The organism is Mucilaginibacter straminoryzae, assembly GCF_022953055.1.
GTDB lineage: Bacteria > Bacteroidota > Bacteroidia > Sphingobacteriales > Sphingobacteriaceae > Mucilaginibacter > Mucilaginibacter straminoryzae.
In genome coordinates, this window is sequence record NZ_JALJEJ010000001.1 from 547,092 (window position 1) to 568,284 (window position 21,193).

Here is a 21,193-nt window from a genome sequence, read left to right on the forward strand (position 1 = left end):
GCGTTTCCATTAGTCAAAAAGAGTATCTTCGTAACCACCAATTTAAAATTATGATAAAGAGACTATTTCTGACTGCTATAGTTGCGTGCATTTCTTTCGCGGTAGTACATGCCCAAAATGCTGACGGTGTATTGGGTAAATGGATTAATTCTACGGGCGAAGGCCAGATCCAGATCTATAAAAAAGGCGCTAAATACTTCGGTAAGCTTTCGTGGATTAAAACCCCGAATGACGAAAACGGAAAGCCTAAGGAAGATACCCATAATCCTGACGCTTCTTTACGTAACCGCCCTTTACTTGGCCTGGAAATACTAAAAGATTTTGTTTACGATGGGGATAACGTTTATAACGACGGTACCATCTACGACCCTAAAAACGGCAAGACCTACAGCTGCAAGATGACCCTAGACGGCAAAAAGCTGCGCATGCGCGGATATATCGGCATTTCGCTGATCGGTCGTACCGAAGTCTGGACACGGGTTGAATAAATAATTTAGTGAGGAAGCGGCTGGCGCTTGATCAGTCCTCCCTTTACTTCTGACACCGTATGCGTAGTAATAAATGCCGCGCTATCTATCCGCTGAACAGCGCTAACCAATCTGGGTACATCCAAACGGGTAATCACCGTGAAGATGATATCAATCTCTTTCTCTTCAATATCATTTCGCCCGAAACCACGCTCGCCTTTGTAAACGGTTACGCCTCGTTTCAATTGACGGGTGATCACCTGCTTAACCAGGTCGCTTTTTGCCGACACAATAGTTACGGCGGTATATTCATCTATACCCTGGATAATATAGTTAATGGTTTCTGATGCTGCGAGGTAGGTAAGGATAGAATACAAAGCAGATTCAATCCCCAAAAAGAATGCTGCTACGCCAAAGATCAGGATGTTAATGAGCAGGATGATCTGCCCGATAGATAAAACCGATTTTGGATTGATATAAACGGCAAGCAGTTCGGTACCATCAATCACGCATCCGCCGCGCATCACCAGGCCAATCCCCGCGCCGAGGAAGAAACCGCCGAACACAGCAGTCAGCAGCTTATCGTTAGTTACGTGCGGAAAATTTACAAAGTATAAGACCAGCGACAGTGTAAGGATAGCGAAAAGCGTTTTTATAGCGAACAGTTTGTTAACGCGGCGGTAGCCCAGCCATATAAAGGGAATATTAATGATGGCAATCAAAACAGAAATGGGCCAGTCTGTCAGCGAGCTGATCAGCAGCGATATACCTGTAACACCACCATCAATAAAATCATTCGGGATTAAAAAGCCCTTTAGGCCGAAAGAGGCGCACAAGATACCTGTTGCAACAAATACCAGGCGCATGAATTCTCTGCGTTGTTGTCCGTTTTTCTTATTCATAGGCTAAAAGCAGGGGTATCGGGCAAAAGATAGCAATTTTATTGCCGAAGCGCGGATTGAAATCTATAACATTAGATTTGTATGATATGGCACGTTTATATTTCTTCTTGCTTGTCTTGCTGTTTGCGATAAATTGTTCTGCTCAGAAAATTGAAGTGATTGAACAGGGAATTCACACTAATATCAGGGGGATGTCTGTACTGAACGATAGGGTAGCTTGGGTGAGTGGTAGCAATGGTTATGTCGGATGCTCGGCTAACGGAGGGAAAACCTGGCGGTGGCAACAGGTAAAGGGTTATGAAAAAAGCGACTTCAGGGATATTGAAGCTTTTTCAGAAAAGGAAGCCGTGATCATCAGTTCGGGTACACCTGCGTTGATCCTGAGAACGACTGACGGCGGCGCTACCTGGAAAGCATGTTACCGGAATGAAGATAAAGCTTACTTTCTGGATGCAATGGATTTTAAGGATAGCAAGCACGGATACGTTCTGGGCGACCCTATTGACGGAAAGTTTATGCTGTTAGAAACCACCGACGGCGGAACTACTTGGAATGAGTTCGCTCATCGCCCCGATGCAGTAGATGGCGAGGCTGCCTTTGCGGCAAGCGGCACCTGCTTTAGAATTACGGGTAAGTCTCAACTGATCATTGTTACCGGGGGAAAGGCGACGCGAGTGCTCACCCTTCAAAAGGCTGCTGATCATTGGCATGCCGATAACCTGGGTGTAAAGACAGTTAAAGAAAGTAAAGGCGCATTTTCTGTAAATGAAACCGGTACTATAGTAGTCGGCGGAGATTATGCAAGTGATAAACAGACGGAAGAAACTGCTTTTACACGTGTGGAAAATAGTAGTGGCTGGATAGAAAGCAAAGTTTTACCAGCAGGGTTTCAATCGTGCGTTACCAATATTAGCAAAGACATAGTGCTTTCCACGGGAACTTCCGGAACAAATATCAGTACAGATGGTGGTATTAGCTGGAAGCAGATAGTTAAAGAGAGTTTTAACGTTTGTGCGAAGGCAAAGCGCGGAAAACTTGTTTTACTGGCCGGAGCAAACGGGCGGATAGCATTATTTAAACTTTATTAAGCTGATAATAAAGGGGTAATAAAAACTTTTAAAATATTTCTATTTTTGATTTGCAGGGTATTTTAAATAACTCTATATTTGCACCACTTTAAAGGAAACGGTTAAACGTTCTAAACAAAGTGATGATTCCGTAGCTCAGCCGGTAGAGCATAACACTTTTAATGTTGGGGTCCTGGGTTCGAGTCCCAGCGGGATCACTTAAGGAGACGATCAAATTTGATTGTCTCCTTTTTTGTTTTAGTAAACTCTCTGTGCTTCAGTAATTTAAGTCCATGATATGCGATGGTGGAATGGTTCGATATTTTACATGCTGTCACTTACCTATCAATATAACCAATATTAATTGCTATAAAATAGGTTCAGATAACGGTTCTGTGTTCGATTTCCCTTTCGGGCTACTATCTGAATTTTCATATACTTTGGCAAACAAATAAAGAAAATCCAGAATCACCTTGGCTTCATCTGCGTTTGCATTGATACCATTATTTTTTAAAACTTTCATGGCTAGTTCAATGGAAACTTTGCGATCCGAAAAGATTGCGGGTTTATTATAGGAAACTTGTTGCATGTTTAGACGGTTAGTTAATACAATTCAGCTTTATGCACAATTGGTAGTTATCAAACAAATAGCTTGATTAATTTGCAATGCGTTTAGTTGTTTAGTGGCGGGGTTGATGGAAACAGGTGTAAATAAATCTATGATGTGACGTTTACCTGCTATGTCTTGATTCTGATACAGTTGAAAGATACTAGTTTGTTGCAGTTTTAGCTCTCTATCAATCATAGGCGCTCGAAAATTGATTATCCTTTCGTTTACAACAGATAACTGACCGTGTAAGGCATCCAGTAGATTTTTGTATTCCTTTTTCAAATCATTAAAGTCATCAATGTCAATCTTATCCTGGATAAAATGTCTTCTTACTTTTGCAAGTAAAATTTCTTGTTTTGAAATTTCTTCAAGAATTTCCTTCCGTTCATTAGTGCACTTCTTTTCCTCAGTTAATATATTTTCATCCTTCAAAATTAGATTAAGCAAATCATATACTTCTGGCCTTAATAAAATCTTATTTAAGCTGTCTTCGTATTCCTTATCCAAATAATCAGCCCTGACACGGCCTTTGCATTTGCTAACTAAACAGTGGTAATAACGATATTTAGCATGTCTGCCAGAAGATATACTTGCTGTAAAGCGCCGGCCACAGAAAGGACATGTTAGAAATCCTCGTAGTAAAAAAACAGGTTTCGTTTTTTGCCTAAAAGGATTCTTCGTGCGTCGGCTATTCAGTATTTGTTGCACATCTTGAAATAGCCGCTGTGAAATTAGAGGCTCATGAATGCCAACTACGGTTTCTGATTCTTCATTTTTTGTTGCTGGAACGGATACCAAACCGCAATAAAAAGGGTTACGTAAAGCCTTCCAAAAATTATTCCTGCCACACTTCAATCCCTTAAGATTAGCCATTTTTCTTACTTGGCTGATCGTAGATCTTCCCTTTGAATACTCTTTAAAAGACCACGCTATAAATGTAGCTTCGGGTTGCTTTGGTACAATAACCTTTCTGCCATCTGTTGCGCTAAAATTCATATATCCGATCGGTGCCTTAGCTGGCCATCGGCCCATCTTTCTTGCTCGCCGCATTCCGTCAGATGTATTCTTGCCTCGTCGATTGTTCTCGGCTTCAGGAATAGATAAATAAACAGCAAGCATCACTATACTTTCAGGAATATCAAAGTCAATTGGTTGATCGATAGCCATTGCCTGTGTGTTAAGCCCTCGTAATATCCCAATCATCTGGTAGGCATATTCAATACTGCGGCTAAAGCGATCCCATTTGATAAACAAGATATTCTCTGATGGTCTGTACTTGTTTTTCTTTATTGTTTTAATTAGTCTTTTCCATTCTGGTCGATTAAAGTTTTTAGCTGAAAAATCTTCCCGGAAAATTCCTTCAACCTTAATCTGGTTCATCTCGCAATGCTTTAGAAGGCGGTCTTCTTGCTCAATAAGCGAAAACCCTTTCTTCTTTTGTTCATCAGTACTTACTCTGACATATAAATAGGCTGATTTCATAATAATTGATTATTATAATTCGATAATAGAAAATCTTATTGCTCAATATCATACCAATTCGAAAAGGGAAAGAATCCAAAAACATTGTAAACTATCGACGCATATCAAAGCTGATATTGTTTGTTGAATACATTGGTTATCTGCGAGATTGGCATTCTTGTCCAGAATAGGAGATATGAAATATTTAAAATTTAATTTAAAATTCTTAATTTGCCGTTTCCTTAACCTTAAATCCAATATGCTAATTATCATTTTACAATCTCCAATTTCTATCTAGTTGTGATATTTATTTTTCGAAAATAAATTTATAAAACAGCCCGCCTCTTTTAATTGATTACCTCCATTGTAAAGCTGGCGTTAGATTGAAATTATAGTTATTTAAGTCCCTCAATTAAAATGTCCAAGCCCAAGATATATAAGTCCAGACAAGGAATGTTGATCCAAGGAAACTCCATTGAGTTACTTAAGAGCAATGAAGAAATATCGGAACTAAAGGGGAAGGTGAATTTGATAATAACATCCCCTCCATTTCCATTAAATAACAAGAAACAATATGGTAATGAGAAGGGCGAAGAGTATCAGAAATGGTTTACAGAATTGGCACCAGTATTTTCAGATTTATTAACCAATGATGGATCACTTGTTATTGAGATTGGTAATGCATGGGAACCGGAAAGGCCTGTGCAATCTTTATTACATTTGGAATGTTTGTTCGGCTTAGTTAAGCACCCTGATGCCAATTTGCGGCTAATACAGGAGTTTATATGCTATAACCCATCTAAACTACCTTCTCCTGCTCAGTGGGTCACTGTAAATAGATTAAGAACAGTGGATAGCTACACTCACGTATGGTGGCTGGCAAAAACAGACTTTCCCAAAGCTGACAATAGTAGAGTGCTCCGACCATATAGCAAGAGTATGAAACAGCTATTGAAAAAGCAAAAATATAATGCTGGTAAACGTCCATCGGAACATCAAATTAGCGAAACAGGTTTTTTGACAGATCATGGGGGAAGTATAGCTCACAATTTTTTTGAGATGGAGGTTATTGACGAACAACGTGAAGTTCGATTACCACACAGTGTTTTGAGCTTTTCCAACACGAACTCTAATGATTATTTTCTAAAAAAATGCCGAGAGAAAAAGGTTATTCCACATCCGGCGAGGATGTCTGGAGGTCTAATAAATTTCTTTACTCAGTTTCTTACTGATGAAGGGGATTTAGTACTAGATCCGTTTTCAGGTAGTAACACAACTGGCTATTGCGCTGAAAAACTAAACAGGAAATGGGTTTCCTTTGAGATAAAGGAGGAATATGTAAAACAGGCAATTATCCGATTTAGCGAACCAGATATTAATTCGCCTTTAACCAAACTTAAATCATGAGTACTATCGATAAGATAAAAGATATTATGGCTATTGATCCTTTAGTTCAAGGGAAACAGGAAGAGCTTTTCGTTGGTCATCCTTTTTCATTAGACTACAATAAAGCCAATATCCTTGTTTGTGATGACGATAAAGAGAGAGTCAAAGGTATTTCGCAAGGAACATTTTTGTTAGCTTTTTACGATAACGAAGAAACGGTTGAAGAGGCAATTCTATTGAGAGCACTAGCTCCTGCAAAATTACCGACAGATAGTGCTATGATTAGCTCCATGATTGAATATTATAAAGATAATTTACCAACTTCAGGTAAAACATCTAAGCTGGATGATTTCACACGATATGAGTTCAGTTTTTCTGGATTGGAGTGCCGAGTATTGGGGACATTTTATAGAAACGGGAAGAAAGTTGAATTCGGAGCTGATTTAGAAAATTTCTACTCAGCACATCATTACAGCGTTTATAAAGTCAATAAAGCTGTTCTTCAATTTATCGTCAATCAAAGAGACTCTTCAGATATTATTCCGGGGAATGATAATGAGTTCTCAATAGGGCATGTAAGGTACAGTTCCAGTTTACGATTTCAAAGTAAGGATATTAATAACGATGCGGAAGTTTTTATTCATCCTGCCGATTTATTAGGTAAGCGTACAGCTTTGTTTGGTATGACTAGGACCGGTAAATCAAATACGGTGAAGAAAGTTATTGAAGCTACCGTTCAAATATCATCAAAATCAAAACAAAAATTGGCTGAGATAAATGAAGGTAAGCTTGAAGAACATTTGCAAAGCTTTGACCCTCAAGGAGCTCCAAAGTTTCCCGTAGGCCAGATAATTTTTGATGTAAATGGGGAGTATGCTAACGCGAACCTTCAGGATGGGAACGCTATATCAGATAGATATGAAAACGATGTAACCAGATATAGTGTATTACATAAAGTAGGATTTATAGTGATGAAGGTAAATTTTTACAAACAAATCCAATCAGGATTTGAATTGGTAAAAAGCTTCCTTTATGATGAAAATGGTGATTATGTCAAAAGTCTATTGGCTATAGACCTAACGGAACCGGATTCGTCTGATAAAAGTGCTCATATTAGATGGGAGAGAAAGATTGCAGCTTATTTATGTTGCTTACACGCAGCAAAATTCCCCTTGCCACCTGATATGGAAACAATAAGATTCTCCGGCAATGATGAACTGAATAAACTGGTATGGAGTGAAGGAACGCTGAATCCCAATAATGGAATTTCTTTTGATAATGCGATTAACTGGTTTACTACAATTTGGGATAATTATAACACGCATAAACATTTTACAGATTACCGTACGAAAAAGGGTCGTGAATGGGCTGACGAAGACTTGAAAGCACTTCTTGTCTTTTTAACAAGAAAACGCACACCTGGAGGAGCGGCTAATGTCAGTGGTTATCAAAAGCTGCGTGGTATAGTCGAACAACATACAAGTACAGGAACAAAGGCTTTTGAAGAAGAGATTATTGAGAAACTAAGGGCGGGCAAAATTGTGATTATTGACCTATCACAAGGGAATCCTAAGATACAAGAGCTTTATTCAGAAATCTTGTGTCAGAAGATATTTAATCATTCTATGAATAGGTTTGTTAGCAATTTCCCAAATAATTTTATTCAATTCTATTTTGAAGAAGCGCACAACCTTTTTCCAAAGAAGGACGATAAAGATCTGAGTCAAATTTATAATCGTATTGCCAAGGAAGGAGCCAAACTGAATTTAGGAATGATCTATGCCACTCAAGAGGTCAGTTCTATTAGTGCTAACATATTGAAAAACACTCAAAATTGGTTTATTGCCCATTTAAATAATGATGATGAAATCAAAGAACTAAGAAAGTATTATGATTTTGATGATTTCGCTGATGCATTAATCCGGTTCAGTGCGAAAAATGATAAAGGGTTCGTAAGAATGAAAACCTATTCGAATCCTTTTGTTGTCCCTGTTCAAATCAATAAGTTTTCGATAGAGACATCTAAAAAGGATAATTAATGGCATACAGCAGCAGAACAGGCAAACGCCCGGATGAATTAGCCAGCAAATCCTCTCACTCGTATATCATCAATGATAAGGAGGTACAGGATTTTTTGAACGGTTGTACTTATCCCAAGTCCGTAGAGGAGGTAGAATTGGATAGGGCATTAGTTCTTCAGGTTCAATACCCTGAAGAAAATCCCATCGAGCATATTATTGCAATGGATGGAGGCTATTCTACCATACCTGTAAAAAAGACTTTTCCATCATCATTGATCACGTTTTTTCAGTTTGGAGAACTATTACTAAATACCAAGGACTTAGATGAAATAACCGAGATGCCGTTTATTTCAAGAACATCTATGTCGAAATTAAAAGAACTGGAACGACGTAAGCTTGTACTTCCTACCAAAAATGTATCTTATCAGTCTGCGTTAACGCTAACCCATTCTGTGCGTAAAAGCATTTACGAGTTTTTTAGACATAAAGATAATGATGGTAATAATCTACTCAGTACACTATACTGGCTTGTCTACGAGCTTTATGCTACGCCTGTCAATACCTATAGTTTATCAAGATGTCCATATTGCAACGAACCGAACGTTCCGTTGAATAGGACAGATTTCAATAGTAACTATGTATCAAATTCTTGTCAAATTTGTAACAAAGAAATTTATCTGACTGACTTGTTTAGGTTCCATGAAGTTGTAGATGATGAACTAGGAGCCGGTGGAATTTTAGGCTATCTCACCAATGTTATAGAACAGATGAATATTATCCATACGATAAAATTCATTAAAGAGAATAAATCAGAATTGCTTAACAAATTCCTATTTATAAAAGATGGCCCTCTTGCTTTCTTTGGTCAAACTGCAAATATGCATGAACCTGTAAGAAAGTTGTGTAACTATCTTTTCGATAAGCACAATTTATTTCTAGCGGGGTTGGAAAAATCCGGTGCATTTGTCGAACACGCTGATGAAATAAAAGATCTTTTGAAACCAGGTGAGGTATTACTCTTAAACAATAGACATATTTATTCATATATTCTGCCCGGTCCCGCAGATACTCCTGATCCATATGCCCATACCTCATACTATAGCTCTAAGATCATATTTAAATCGAGAGATAGTAGGATGTATGTAATCACACTCCCTGTTGAAACCGAAAATATTGTATTAAATCCACAGAAGTCTGATTTTAAAAACTTGGATACTGTCTTGTGGAATATCGAAAAATTGAGGTGTGATATGTACGATAACGCTATCGTCCCAGTAGCATTAGCCAATAAACTTATATCCTTATCAAGCCACCCAAGCGCTATTATATTAGAGAAGTTCGCAAAAACTCATACCAGATGATTTATGTAGACAGATCCGTTGTTTCTCATCCAGAAGTATTTTATTCAAACGAGATAGCCATTGCCAGAAGGCGACTGGAGGAATTTTATACTCGGACTAGAGAATCCAGAGCACAGGAGAAATATACTAGACCTTTTGAGCCCGAACTTAGAAACAAGTTCTTAAAAGCTTTAAGAGAAGTTTTTAATGGTAAATGTGCCTATTGTGAATCTTCTGTTCCCTTAGATATTGCTAAATCTGAATATGACCACTTTCGTCCTAAGAACGGAGCCAGGGGATTAGAGAAAGAATTTTCAAATGATCATTACTGGTGGCTTACTTATGAGTGGAATAATCTCTACTACTGCTGTCCAAACTGTAATCAATATAAGTCAAGTTGGTTTCCTGTAGATGGGCCTCGTGCCGAAATAGGCGCAGGCTACGCGGATATTATTTCCCAAGAAGTCTCACTATTGATTGACCCTTGTAATGACCGTCCCGAAGATCATTTGACATATAATGATTGGGGAGAAATTGACTTTCTTACGGTAAAGGGTACAACGACTATTGAACTATTAAAATTAAATCGGACCGATCTTGTTCAAGCCAGGAAAAAGGTATTGGAGGAGCTTAAAGATCAATGGATACTTTTCCTATCCCTTTTTTCGAATGCTTCTCAAAACATGGTACAGATAAATAGAATTACCCAGATATGGGGTGATATTTTTAATAATCCGGAATCAAATCGTCCCTATTTGGGCATTCAAAGGCAAATGCTGACCAAATGGCTTAAAGAGAAAGAGATTCATGATTATTTATTTAACAGGGATTTCAAAGTCTTTCTGGACACTGAAATAAAAAAGGGTGAACCCATAAATTTTTCAGTTTCAGAAATCGAAAAATTTGCAAACAAAATTGAGCTTACTCCTGAGGCAAAAGAAAGGATAAATGAGGAATTAAAGCTAGATGATATTAGACATATTTATGTTGAAAAAATAGAGCTAAAAAACTTCAAATGTTTTACACATCTATTATTGGATTTCAGGCATAATAGTGGAATTGAAGAAAGCAAGATAAAGAATGCAAATCCGCGAACGGAGCCCTGGGTTTTATTTTTAGGCGAGAATGGTGTGGGTAAAAGTTCTCTGTTAAAAGCTCTGGCTATTGGATTAACAGGAAAAGAATATTTGGCTGAATTAGGTATAACCGGAAAGGAGATCCTTAAGCACGGTGCAACAGAGGGATTGATCAGAATACATTTGGTAGGAGCAATAAGGCCTATCGAAGTTCACTTTACTAGGAGTGAAATTACTTCAACAGTTTATCAGCCTGTTGTGAATATATTGGCTTATAATTCCATTCGTCTTAAGCCCAAAATAGGTAAAATGGTTCCCGAGAAAAACGAATTCTACGGTGCCAAAGTCAGAAATCTTTTTGACTATACTTCTTCGCTTATTGACGCGGATAATTGGCTGGCTACGTTAAACAAAGATGTCTTCGATCGTGCGGCTTTGACATTAAAGGACTTGATGCTTCTTGACCAAAATGATGTTATTGAGATAGAAGAATATCAGGCAATTTTAAGACGTGGCGATGAAAAGTTCTATATAGATGAATTAAGCGATGGCTATAAATCCATTTTTTATCTTGCTGTAGATATAATGGCAACATTGGCTGGCGAAAATGTGACATTTGATTTAGCAGAAGGAATGGTCTTAATTGATGAAATAGGAACACATCTTCATCCCAGGTGGAGGATGGAGGTTGTGGGCCGATTAAGAAAAGCCTTTCCTAAAATCAAGTTCGTAGTTACCACACATGAACCGCTTTGTTTGCGTGGTTTAGTCGCAGGAGAAGCAGTAGTATTAACCAAAAATGAGGACAAGGAAATTATTGCTTTGTCAGATCTGCCAGATCCCAGCGAGCTTCGTATCGATCAAATCCTTACTTCAGATTTTTTTGGGCTCAAGAGCACCATTGATCCGGAAACAGAAAAGCTGTTTGATGAGTATTATGCAATATTAGCTCTAGATGATCAGGATAGAACTGATGAACAAAAAAGACGTATCCTTGAACTCAGTGCTCTTATTCCAAGGATTAAGCATCTTGGTGACAATCTCAGGGAAGAGTTGGCCTATTACGTCATCGATGAATTGTTGGCAAAAAAAACCAGAGAAAAAGGTTTAAAAATCAAAGAAGATTTAAAAGCCCAGGCGGTCAAACAAGTAGCCAGCATATGGAATACCATTGAAGGCAAAACGAACATTCAATGATAAAGATTGACAGAAACACGGTTCCTAGACCTACTGTACTAGATGGGAAAGGGAAAGCAGAGACAATAAATGCTATCGCTTACTATACCCCGTACGATGATACCAAAGACGCATTTAAGTTTAAAGTGTATTCAGACCCTGAGGTAAAAAATGCTTTGATTGAATTATTCAAAGGGAAATGTGCATATTGTGAAAGTACATTTTTACATGTCTATTCCGGCGATGTGGAACATTTTCGTCCTAAAGGAGAAATAGAAGAAGCTGTGCCTGATAAAAAGCCAGGTTACTACTGGTTAGCTGCTGATTGGGACAACCTATTACTCTCTTGCAGAAATTGCAATCAAAAATTAGCACATTCAGTATACGGCGCGTCTGGAAAGAAGACTATGGGAAAAATGAATCAATTTCCATTGTCTGACACAAGCAGGTATGTCCGTAAACACGATCATCCTAATGGTGTGAGTGATGAAGAAACATACAGACTATTACTGAACCCTTGTATAGATAATCCAGAATTGCATCTCGAATATGGTGATGAAGGAGTAATTCGCCCTAAAAGAGGTGCCAACAACATTCTAAGTCCTAAAGGGAAAACTTCTATTGAAGTTTATGTTTTGCAGCGTGTGCCTTTAGTCCAATCAAGAGAGAAGGTTTTGATAGACATTCAGGCCCAAATACAAAGGGTAATCGAGGCTACCCAAAATTTCAATAAGTTTTTAGATGACCCAGATCCAGCTTTAAGGTTTTATTTCGAAAAAATACTTAAACGGGAATTGGAAAGACTTAAGAAATTTTTGAGTTTAGATGAGCAATATGTGGGGATGGCCAGACAAATAATCGGAAAATTTCTCGCCTTAAATTTTGGAATCAAATTGTGACTTTATCTGAAATGAATTGAGAAATAAACACATACCTGACGTAAAGCTACCGGTAAATAAGTCAATAAAGTGTTTCAACGATAAAATGGGATTGTAAGAGTATTTTGTCAATTATATCAATGATAAATAAATGAAGCTTAACTTTCTTGAAAGTGGCATTGACTCTCTAAAAAAAGGATTTGAAAATCTTACTGCTTACGAAAACCTTCAATTTAATAATGATCTCATAAGGAAAAAGAAGCAAAGATACTATCATCTTAAAGATGCAATACTATTTATACAGCATGGCGTTGAGATTCTCTTTAAACAAATTATCGTTAAACATAGTGAGTATTTGCTTTTTACAAGCATTGACGAAAATGTAAAGAAGGCTTTTCGAGAAAAAAAGGAAAAAAATCTTAAGAGCATATTTGAAAGTGAAGTAAAGCATAAGATACACACTGTCTCTTTTACAGAATCCATAGAGCGTATTAAAATTCTTCCGCAAATTCATTTTGGGAAGCAATTTGAAGAAAAAGTTAGAGCGTTAGAAACTTATCGAAACGTTATAATGCATTCTGAGCCATACTTAGATGAAAGCAAAATCAACCAAACATTTGATGGCCTTGCCAACATGCTTGACGTGTTTTTTTATCAGAACTTGGGTAAGGCTTATAGGACGATAAGTGGGTATGGCGATTTTGTAAGAAGTTTTGAGAACTTTCAGAATGCACTTAAAAAGAACAACCAGCACTTGAAAGCTGAAGCTCTGCGAGTGTTCATGGATGCATTTAATGCTTCAGAGCTTTCAATGGGAGCCAAAGAATTAAAGAGGTTTACGGATGTAGATTGCTGCGCGAAGTTTATGGACGTATTGTTTGATTCATCTTTAATTTTCGGTATAGATATTTATAATGGTTATTGTGCGGGCCGAACGGTAATTCGGAGAGAAAATAAAGAGATGTTTAAAATCATAGCAGAAGACAAGTTGTTTTTTTGCGAATTCAAATTTAAAAGCCTTATAGTTTATCTCCCTGATATGGCGAATCAAAGTTCTCCAATTATTTTTGTTGAATGTGATTCATTTATTGAACGGGACTCGAAATTCAAAAACGCAGTTGCGCCTGATTTTCATAACATATTGCATGTAGATTATTATCGCTTAAATGATGGCTCTATACTTACTGGAGAGGATCAAATGGAAGCCTTTCATGAATCAGAAAGCTGCGTTGAATACGAAAGTGTTATCAGATTTTACTCATCTGGAATATTGTGCTTAATGAATGTTCAAGGGCTTGAGTATAACTACGGATTAAAACGACTAATTGAAGTTAATAGGTTCATTGATGGAAAAGATTTTGAAGTTGGAATCCGTGACCATTTGGACAACTTTTGACAAAAAGGTGTAGACGAAACAGATTGTGGTCTTATTATTAAGACTAGTTACTTTTCTATATATTAATGGCTAAACAACCTCAAAGGCTCTCCCCATCATCAGAGACAATAAAGAAGCTTTTATTGCGCTCAGGAAATGAATGTGCCTTTCCTGGATGTACCGAAGTATTGTTTAACGATAAGAATAAGCTTGTTGCAGAATGCTGCCATATCGAAGCTGCGTTGCCAGGCGGCGAAAGGTATAACCCTAATCAATCCGATGAAGCTTGTCGTTCATACGATAACTTGCTTTTTTTGTGTCATAAACATCACGTGGAAACAGATGATGTTTCTTTATTTCCAGTTGATGCATTAAAGAAAATCAAAAAAGATCATGAAAGTAGGTTTAGCGAAAAACCATTCGCTATAAGTGATAATTACATTGAGCAAGTAATTAAATCATTTGAAGAAATATTAGAAACTATCAAAGACACATCGGCACGTGTCAAACGCATTGACGAAAATCTATCAGATCTTTTAAAGGCCCAAGTGAAGGCTGAGAAAGAAAAAATTCAACCGAAGGAACATTTTGGTCCTCCGTTTATAGTCGAATTCAATGGTAGAAGCCAAGAATTAGAAAAGCTACATGTTGCATACAATCAATTCAATACTTTTTTAATATGCGGGGTTTCAGGAATAGGAAAGTCTTCAGTAACAGCTCAATTCTTAGCAAATAATAAAACGCACAAGGTACTCTGGGTCGATTGTGAGATTATTAGGACAAAAGAATCATTCCATGAATGTTTAGCAAGATTTATTAATCAAGAATTTGATGACGGCTCAATAATAGAGATATTGTCTGTCCCTGATGATAACGTTATACGAAGAAGTATCTTAAATTCATTACAACGTAACTCATGTTGTATTGTATTTGACGGTTTTGACAATATTGATTGTGAGCTCATTAAAATTCTCAAAACATTCAATGAATATCTAAGCAGCTCTAAAATCTTCTTAACTTCTAAGTTTAATATTGAAACAATAAGTTGGAAAAATCCGGTATATAAAGAAATTTTAGGTGGAGTAGATTTCAATACGTTTGTGTCAATGTTTAAAAGTCACATCCATTATCAAATAAGCGTTGATAGTTTAACTCGATTATTTCACTTACTCAATGGACACCCCTTTTTAATTAAGTTATCATTCTCCGTTTTACAGTATTTACCAATTGAGAATTTTATTAATCAACTATCCAATCAAGCGTCAATAGAGATTAGCCAATATGTCAAGCAGAAAGCATTTGAACTATTAAGCAGTGAGGAATTTGCTTTATTAGTACGACTATCCCGTTTAAGTATACCTTTTAGATTCAAAATCGGCGAATATATTTCTGATTTAGAATTCTATCAAATCTTTAAAAAATTAAAAGACAAATTTTTTATTGATGACCTTCCGAATTCTTTTTTTGTTATTCCAGAATACATAAGATCTCACATCCCAATTAAAGAAAACGAGGAAGAAGCTTTAGACCTCAGCAAATCTTATGTTCAATACTTACAATCTATAAAAGATGACCTCCAATATTTCGAAGGAAATGCATTGATTTTTCATGCTATTGATGCTGGCCTTTTGGATACAGCGCAAACTGAAGCATTCAGATTTTTGTCCGAGTTAATGAATAGCGGCAGGTTTAACCTTGCGTATAGAGTAGCATTTGACTTAGAAAGAAATACAAAATCCAGTAATTGGAGTTTTATCTATTACGTTCAAGGAAGAGTTAGGAGATTCCAAGGGAACTACGAGCAAGCTTTAGAAAAATACGATCGGGGAATCGCAACATACGATAAAACAGCACTTGTTGCTATTGTTAATCTACAATTTGAGAGAGCAAGCATTCTTACATATTTATCCAAGGAATTAAATAATCCAGAACTTCTTGACGAGGCGAAACGGACTTACCAGCTATTATCTGTTTCAGAAGATGCTACAATGTCATTGCAATGCCAATTAAGTCTTTTTTCTATGAAGTTGTCTGAGAATAACTACGAGGAAGTAATTAATAAAATAGAAGATCTTATTATCACCATAAATCTTGATAGTATTCGAATCAATGTTCAAGCTGGACTGTGGCAAATGCTTGGAGATGCCTATAGTAAAGCTGAGGATTATCCAAATGCATTTCAGGCATTTGATAAGAGTATTGATTTATATAAAGAAGCTATTGTCAAATTTGGCATGAATACCATAGATGGATTATACCATTTATATGAAAGTTACGGCTGGGCCTTTGCGAATGCCCTGGATTATTCGGGAGCATCTGAAATGTTTGGTCTTTGCGTTGGATTATGTGAGATATTTGACCTTGGCTTAAATATGGAAAATGCGCTCTTTGATTATGGATTTCATTTGGTGATGAATAATCAATTTAGTGAAGCGGTAAACATACTTCAAACGCATTATTCGTTTGTTGTAGATAATTGTCTGATAGAGGACGTCGATATGCCTTTGATTCATGGTACGCTTAGCTTCGCGAAATGGTATAGTGGTGCTCTTATCGAAGCTGTAGAATTACTAGGGCTCTATATTCTTTCCTCTTATAAAAGGCAGGTTCGCCCAGTAATCTCCATAATGGAAGAAGACGGATTGATGGAAGCCTTTGATCCTCTAATTTTTTTCAAGAAACGGATGTATATATTAATTATCCCATCGGGAAAGACACATAAAGATTTTCAACAATGGATTAACATTGTTGTCGAAAGACGACCAGAATTAACCGAGCCTTTAAGTCATTTTTCGCAGTTTAAGAAAGAAGATAGCTGATACAATATCACTGCTTTATCTCTGCCAACAACTTCAAATCCTCCATTAAATGGTTCGAGTTTTGTACCAAGGGGATCACAAAATCCGTAAAAAGAGAGATAAAGCCTTTAGAAATAAAGGCTTTTCTTGTTTTAAACGCTCTCAAAGCACTTTTTTCATTCAGTCAGGGTCAAAACAATTTAAGCCGTTCGGTATACCCCTCGGTGTACTACTAAAAAAGCGGAAATTAGTATACCGAATTTATCATCAGTAGTTCAATTTGGGGTTGTGGTGGGGCCATGGTTTAACCTCAAATACTGGCTAAATGAAAGTAAATCAGGAACTTTCAATTTTGTTTTGGCTTTGGAAAGCCAAGCAAACATCGGACGGCGCGATCCCAATCTATGTACGCGTAACCGTCAACGGATTAAGAGATCAGTTCTCCTCCGGCAAAAAAATAATGGCAGAATACTGGAATGAAGAAACCGGGTTTGCTGTCAAAGCGTGTAAGGATGCGGCATCCATCAATGCCTATATCACGCTCACCACGAAAGAATTAGAAAAGTGCTATAACCGCCTTTGTGAAGAGCACGAGGAAGTGACGGCCAAAATGCTGAAAGCAGCTTATCTGTATAAGCCTGAGCCGAAGCCAACCCTCATGGATGCCTTTAAAGTCCATAACGAGGAATTTGCGGAGCGCGTAAACAAAGGAAAAGGCACCAAAGGCACTTTGGGCCGCTACGAGCGGCTAAAAGGAAAAGTAGAAGCCTATCTGAAAAAGAAGTTTAAGGCGTCCGATATTCAGCTCGACCATATCCAGTATTCCTTCGCATCCGGCTTTTTCCATTACCTGCTCATGCAAGACGTCGATGAAAACACCGCGATGAAATATGTCAAGACCCTGAAGCAGGTCATGACTAAAGCGGTCAATGAAGGCATGATTGCGCAAAACACGATCAACAATTTTAAATGCACCTATAAAGACCCTGACCGTGATTACTTGGAGATGGACGAGATCATCCGTATCTAAACCGCACAGCCGGCGTCCGGTTTTGTTACAGATTTCGGTAAACCGAATAATGTATTTGCCTATTTTTCAAGATATTAACAATTTGGAACAATGATTGATCCCCTCACTTCGTTGAATGCTCCTCTGTTCCATATCAGTCTTTTTGACCTGGCATCGATGGGAACCTTCTTTGTTGGGCTGGCGTTTGCACTGCTCCTGGTATTCGTTAAAAAGTCCGACAAAAGCGCCAACCTGTTTCTGGCTTTGGCTCTTGCCGTCATCGTGTTGAAGACCGGCGGAATTACGCCGCTTCTACTGCCAGCACTGGGGCCGTCACTATATCTTTATGTCGGGCGGCTAACCTTTCCTAACCAGCGATTCCGCCAAAAAGATCTGCTTCATTTTTGCTCTTTACCGACGGTGTATTGGATGCCGTCCTGGCTGATCCTGATATCAGTTATCATTTATTTGTACATGTCGTCTCGGTTGATAGAGCGCTGCTATGGCCAGCTGCAAGTGGTACTGATGGACCGGCCACGTTTCGCCTTCCGGCACTTGAAAAAAATGTTGCTTTTGATGAGCGCATGTTGCCTTCTGGCCTTCTTCGATGCAATCTTCTATTTTGCGATAGCCAGCCTATTGATCGGAATGGCAGTAACAGCTATCCTGAAAATGGATGATGATCGCCGGTTGACCACGCCAATTACGGACAGGTTTGCTGTAAGGGAAAAAGGCCGAAGGTTAAATGCAACCGTGGCCGCGAATCGGTTCTACGAAGATCCCGACCTGACATTGACCACCTTGGCCGTGAAACTGATAATGCACCCGCACGACCTGTCACGGATCATTAACTTAGGACTGGAAAAGAACTTTAGTGATTTTATCAATGAATTCCGGGTGCGCGAGATTGCCAGAAAAATGAGGGACCCGGCTTTTGATCGTATCAAACTGCTCGGTATTGCGTACGAGTCGGGGTTTAACTCCCAAAGAACTTTCAACCGGGTTTTTAAAGAAATGACGGGCAAAACCCCGGCGGAATACAAAAGAATGCTGGAAAAAGAATTGCCAATTGATAAGTTGGCTACTCAGCCGCGATTACGCCCTGTAATATTGCGTCCGGAAAGCCCGCCAGTCTGGGCTAAAGAGAAATTAAACTGCAATTATATGTTTAAAGATTATTTCAAAACAGCAGTCCGCAGCATACGGAGCAACAAAGTTTATAGTGCACTAAATATTGTCGGACTTGCCATCGGTATTGCCTGTGCAGGATTGATATTCCTTTGGGTCGGAGATGAGATGACTTATGACAGCACCAATATCAAAAAAGACCGATTGTACGAGGTAAAGATCAATGCCGATTTTAGTGGCAATAAATTTGTAATGGGATCGACGCCGCGTGTGATGGGTAAAACGATCAAGGCAGAATTGCCTGGCATCGCCAATGTTTGCCGTATCTCGGACGGCGATGTGAAAGCCTTATTCAAGATCGGCGATAAATCCTTTTATGCGAACGGCCGTTATGCCGATCCGGCGCTGTTCAGTATGTTTACACTGCCATTCGTTCATGGCAATATCGAAAATGCTTTTACCCATCTGCGTTCAGTCGTCCTGACGGAAAAGACTGCTCGACGATTCTTTGGTAATGACGGTGACGTGCTTGGTAAAACTATCCGCGTTGACAATAAAAATGACTACGTGGTTACCGGTGTATTAAAGGATATCCCCAAAAATTCAACATTGCAGGCCGATTGGTTTATACCGTATGAAACGTTGTCGCATGATGTAAATATAGTGGCAGGAAACGATCTGCAAGATCATGTATGGAACAGTTACGGGCCTTTTACTTATGTCGAGCTGGAGCCAAATGCAAATATCGATACAATGAATGCCCGGCTTTTGAATTTCATCCACGGTAAAGATGCTACGCAAAAAAACACTGCGTTTTTGTACCCGATGACGCGCTGGCATTTGTACGATCAGTTTACCAATGGTAAAGAGAATAGCAGTGGCCGTATCAGCCAGGTGAGGCTGCTTTCGGTTATTGCATGGATAATTTTACTAATCGCATGCATTAACTTTATGAACCTTGCAACCGCACGAAGCGAAAAACGTGCTAAAGAGATAGGCGTGCGTAAAGTGTTAGGTTCAGGAAGAAACCGGCTGATAGGACAGTTTATGGCTGAATCATTTTTAATGTCCGCTATGGCTGCGGCGATCGCCGTAGGTATAGTCGCGATCTCGCTGCCTGCATTCAACACACTGGTTGAAAAAGATCTGAACATAGGGCTGAGTGATCCGGCGCACTTTTTGGTGTTAGGACTGATCACGGTTATCTGTGGTTTACTGGCTGGAAGTTACCCATCACTATATTTGTCTTCATTCGATCCGGTAAAGGTCTTGAAAGGATTAAAGATCAAAAGTGGTACAGCTACGCTGATCCGCAAGGGTTTAGTGATTTTACAGTTTAGCGTTGCAATAGTTTTTATCATCAGTACAATCATTATATATCAGCAAATTCAGCATGTAAAATCGCGTGATCTCGGTTTCAATAAAAACAACCTGGTCGAGATCGATATGCAACACCCTGTTGGCCGGACTTTTTCGGTCATCAAACAGCAATTAATGAATACGGGGGTAGTTTCCAATGCCGCGATGACCGATCACGTAGCTTTATATGGCGGAAATACGGATAACAGCTTCAAATGGGATGGCAAGGGGGCGAATGATAATTTCGATATCGCTTTCCGAAATGTAACACCGGAATTTATGTCGACTGCCGGGATGCACATTATTGAAGGGCGGGATTTCGGGGACGAGGCGGCTGATACGACCAGTGTTATCGTAACGCAGTCGCTGGCGAAAAGGATCGATAAGAATGGCGTGGTCGGAAAGATTATACAGTCGCCGCGCGGGGTGAATGAAGGACTTTTTAAAAATCTGAGAATAGTCGGAGTAGTGCAAGACTATGTTATGGGCAATATCTACGATCATGCAGGCACTCCCGTCATATTTATTTGTCATTCATCAGCCAATTTCGATCGTACCTTGTCACAGTTTGATGACCACTTGGTTTACGTCCGGATAAAGGACAATAAGGCATCGCAGCAAACTTTAGTAACAATCACCTCGATCGTCCAAAGGAATAATTCTGATTTCCCTTTCCAGTACCGTTTCGTTGACGATCAGTTCAACGAGGCGTTTAAGGGCGAAATACAGACAAGCCGTATCTCGGGCATTTTTGCAACGTTGGCAATTATAATTTCTTGCCTTGGCCTTTTCAGTTTAGCTGCATATACCGCAGAAAGAAGGATCAAAGAGATCGGGATTCGCAAGGTTTTGGGTGCCTCGGTTTCAGGCCTGGCCGGTTTGTTGTCGAAAGACTTTTTACAGCTGGTAGGAATTTCATGCCTGGTTGCTTTTCCGGTAGCGTGGTATATTATGCACAATTGGCTGCAGAATTATGAGTACCGCGTCCATATACACTGGTGGATATTCGCCGCAGCGGGTGTTTCTGCTATTACGATTGCACTGGCAACGGTAAGTTTCCAGGCAGTGAAAGCGGCTTTGGCAAACCCGGTAAAAAGTTTGCGAAGCGAATAACAAGTATTACAAGCAATCAATTGTTCA

Annotated in this window: 14 protein-coding genes and 1 tRNA gene; 12 read left to right on the plus strand and 3 right to left on the minus strand. The window is 38.7% G+C overall.

The genetic code is table 11. The features are described 5' to 3' along the window. Positions 1–50 precede the first annotated feature (50 nt). Positions 51–488, plus strand: coding sequence for a DUF2147 domain-containing protein (locus MUY27_RS02435; protein ID WP_245128378.1), 438 nt, complete (start codon positions 51–53; stop codon positions 486–488). A 5-nt stretch (positions 489–493) separates the two neighbouring features. Here MUY27_RS02435 and MUY27_RS02440 read toward each other — a convergent pair whose 3' ends face one another. Then, positions 494–1,369 carry a YitT family protein gene (locus MUY27_RS02440; RefSeq protein ID WP_245128379.1) on the minus strand — a complete coding sequence of 292 codons (876 nt, stop codon included), beginning with the start codon at positions 1,367–1,369 and terminating at the stop codon, positions 494–496. 86 nt (positions 1,370–1,455) lie between these two features. Here MUY27_RS02440 and MUY27_RS02445 point away from each other — a divergent pair, with 86 nt between their 5' ends. Then, positions 1,456–2,457: a WD40/YVTN/BNR-like repeat-containing protein gene (locus MUY27_RS02445; RefSeq protein WP_245128380.1), complete on the plus strand. Its 1,002-nt coding sequence runs from the start codon at positions 1,456–1,458 to the stop codon at positions 2,455–2,457. Positions 2,458–2,581: 124 nt separating this feature from the next. Then, a tRNA-Lys gene (locus tag MUY27_RS02450) sits at positions 2,582–2,654 on the plus strand. A 149-nt stretch (positions 2,655–2,803) separates the two neighbouring features. Here the strand turns inward: MUY27_RS02450 and MUY27_RS02455 are convergent. Together MUY27_RS02455 and MUY27_RS02460 are read right to left on the minus strand one after the other, a co-directional pair. Next, a complete protein-coding gene (locus tag MUY27_RS02455) occupies positions 2,804–3,025 on the minus strand; it encodes a hypothetical protein (protein WP_245128381.1) in 222 nt (73 codons plus the stop codon). A 30-nt stretch (positions 3,026–3,055) separates the two neighbouring features. Next, the gene (locus MUY27_RS02460) at positions 3,056–4,528 is read right to left on the minus strand and encodes a recombinase family protein (protein ID WP_245128382.1); all 1,473 of its coding nucleotides are present in this window, start codon (positions 4,526–4,528) and stop codon (positions 3,056–3,058) included. A gap of 432 nt (positions 4,529–4,960) precedes the next feature. Here MUY27_RS02460 and MUY27_RS02465 point away from each other — a divergent pair, with 432 nt between their 5' ends. The 9 genes from MUY27_RS02465 (at position 4,961) to MUY27_RS02505 (ending at position 21,166) form a co-directional block, all read left to right on the plus strand. Further along, the gene (locus tag MUY27_RS02465) at positions 4,961–5,914 is read left to right on the plus strand and encodes a DNA-methyltransferase (protein WP_245128383.1); all 954 of its coding nucleotides are present in this window, start codon (positions 4,961–4,963) and stop codon (positions 5,912–5,914) included. Beyond that, the gene (locus tag MUY27_RS02470; RefSeq protein WP_245128384.1) at positions 5,911–7,932 is read left to right on the plus strand and encodes an ATP-binding protein; all 2,022 of its coding nucleotides are present in this window, start codon (positions 5,911–5,913) and stop codon (positions 7,930–7,932) included. Before MUY27_RS02465 ends, MUY27_RS02470 begins: the two co-directional genes overlap by 4 nt. Beyond that, positions 7,932–9,275, plus strand: a complete 1,344-nt coding sequence (locus MUY27_RS02475) for a hypothetical protein (protein ID WP_245128385.1) — start codon at positions 7,932–7,934, stop codon at positions 9,273–9,275. Before MUY27_RS02470 ends, MUY27_RS02475 begins: the two co-directional genes overlap by 1 nt. Next, on the plus strand, positions 9,272–11,527 hold the full coding sequence (locus tag MUY27_RS02480) for an AAA family ATPase (protein WP_245128386.1): 2,256 nt from the start codon (positions 9,272–9,274) through the stop codon (positions 11,525–11,527). Before MUY27_RS02475 ends, MUY27_RS02480 begins: the two co-directional genes overlap by 4 nt. After that, on the plus strand, positions 11,524–12,405 hold the full coding sequence (locus MUY27_RS02485; protein ID WP_245128387.1) for a hypothetical protein: 882 nt from the start codon (positions 11,524–11,526) through the stop codon (positions 12,403–12,405). The genes MUY27_RS02480 and MUY27_RS02485 overlap by 4 nt, the downstream gene beginning before the upstream one ends. 130 nt (positions 12,406–12,535) lie before the next feature. Continuing rightward, positions 12,536–13,780, plus strand: coding sequence for a hypothetical protein (locus MUY27_RS02490; RefSeq protein WP_245128388.1), 1,245 nt, complete (start codon positions 12,536–12,538; stop codon positions 13,778–13,780). A gap of 65 nt (positions 13,781–13,845) precedes the next feature. Continuing rightward, a complete protein-coding gene (locus tag MUY27_RS02495; RefSeq protein ID WP_245128389.1) occupies positions 13,846–16,578 on the plus strand; it encodes a tetratricopeptide repeat protein in 2,733 nt (910 codons plus the stop codon). A 304-nt stretch (positions 16,579–16,882) separates the two neighbouring features. Next, positions 16,883–17,587, plus strand: a complete 705-nt coding sequence (locus MUY27_RS02500) for a phage integrase SAM-like domain and Arm DNA-binding domain-containing protein (protein ID WP_245128390.1) — start codon at positions 16,883–16,885, stop codon at positions 17,585–17,587. Between the two features lie 90 nt (positions 17,588–17,677). Further along, positions 17,678–21,166, plus strand: coding sequence for an ABC transporter permease (locus tag MUY27_RS02505; protein ID WP_245128391.1), 3,489 nt, complete (start codon positions 17,678–17,680; stop codon positions 21,164–21,166). Positions 21,167–21,193 lie beyond the last annotated feature (27 nt).

Excerpts from the sequence above, each read along its gene's own strand:
- MUY27_RS02435 (WP_245128378.1), top strand. The coding sequence starts at position 51 with ATGATAAAGAGACTATTTCTGACTGCTATAGTTGCGTGCATTTCTTTC.
- MUY27_RS02505 (WP_245128391.1), top strand. The coding sequence starts at position 17,678 with ATGATTGATCCCCTCACTTCGTTGAATGCTCCTCTGTTCCATATCAGT.
- MUY27_RS02445 (WP_245128380.1), top strand. The coding sequence starts at position 1,456 with ATGGCACGTTTATATTTCTTCTTGCTTGTCTTGCTGTTTGCGATAAAT.
- MUY27_RS02500 (WP_245128390.1), top strand. The coding sequence starts at position 16,883 with ATGAAAGTAAATCAGGAACTTTCAATTTTGTTTTGGCTTTGGAAAGCC.
- MUY27_RS02485 (WP_245128387.1), top strand. The coding sequence starts at position 11,524 with ATGATAAAGATTGACAGAAACACGGTTCCTAGACCTACTGTACTAGAT.
- MUY27_RS02480 (WP_245128386.1), top strand. The coding sequence starts at position 9,272 with ATGATTTATGTAGACAGATCCGTTGTTTCTCATCCAGAAGTATTTTAT.
- MUY27_RS02495 (WP_245128389.1), top strand. The coding sequence starts at position 13,846 with ATGGCTAAACAACCTCAAAGGCTCTCCCCATCATCAGAGACAATAAAG.
- MUY27_RS02490 (WP_245128388.1), top strand. The coding sequence starts at position 12,536 with ATGAAGCTTAACTTTCTTGAAAGTGGCATTGACTCTCTAAAAAAAGGA.
- MUY27_RS02475 (WP_245128385.1), top strand. The coding sequence starts at position 7,932 with ATGGCATACAGCAGCAGAACAGGCAAACGCCCGGATGAATTAGCCAGC.
- MUY27_RS02465 (WP_245128383.1), top strand. The coding sequence starts at position 4,961 with ATGTTGATCCAAGGAAACTCCATTGAGTTACTTAAGAGCAATGAAGAA.
- MUY27_RS02455 (WP_245128381.1), bottom strand. The coding sequence starts at position 3,025 with ATGCAACAAGTTTCCTATAATAAACCCGCAATCTTTTCGGATCGCAAA.
- MUY27_RS02440 (WP_245128379.1), bottom strand. The coding sequence starts at position 1,369 with ATGAATAAGAAAAACGGACAACAACGCAGAGAATTCATGCGCCTGGTA.
- MUY27_RS02470 (WP_245128384.1), top strand. The coding sequence starts at position 5,911 with ATGAGTACTATCGATAAGATAAAAGATATTATGGCTATTGATCCTTTA.
- MUY27_RS02460 (WP_245128382.1), bottom strand. The coding sequence starts at position 4,528 with ATGAAATCAGCCTATTTATATGTCAGAGTAAGTACTGATGAACAAAAG.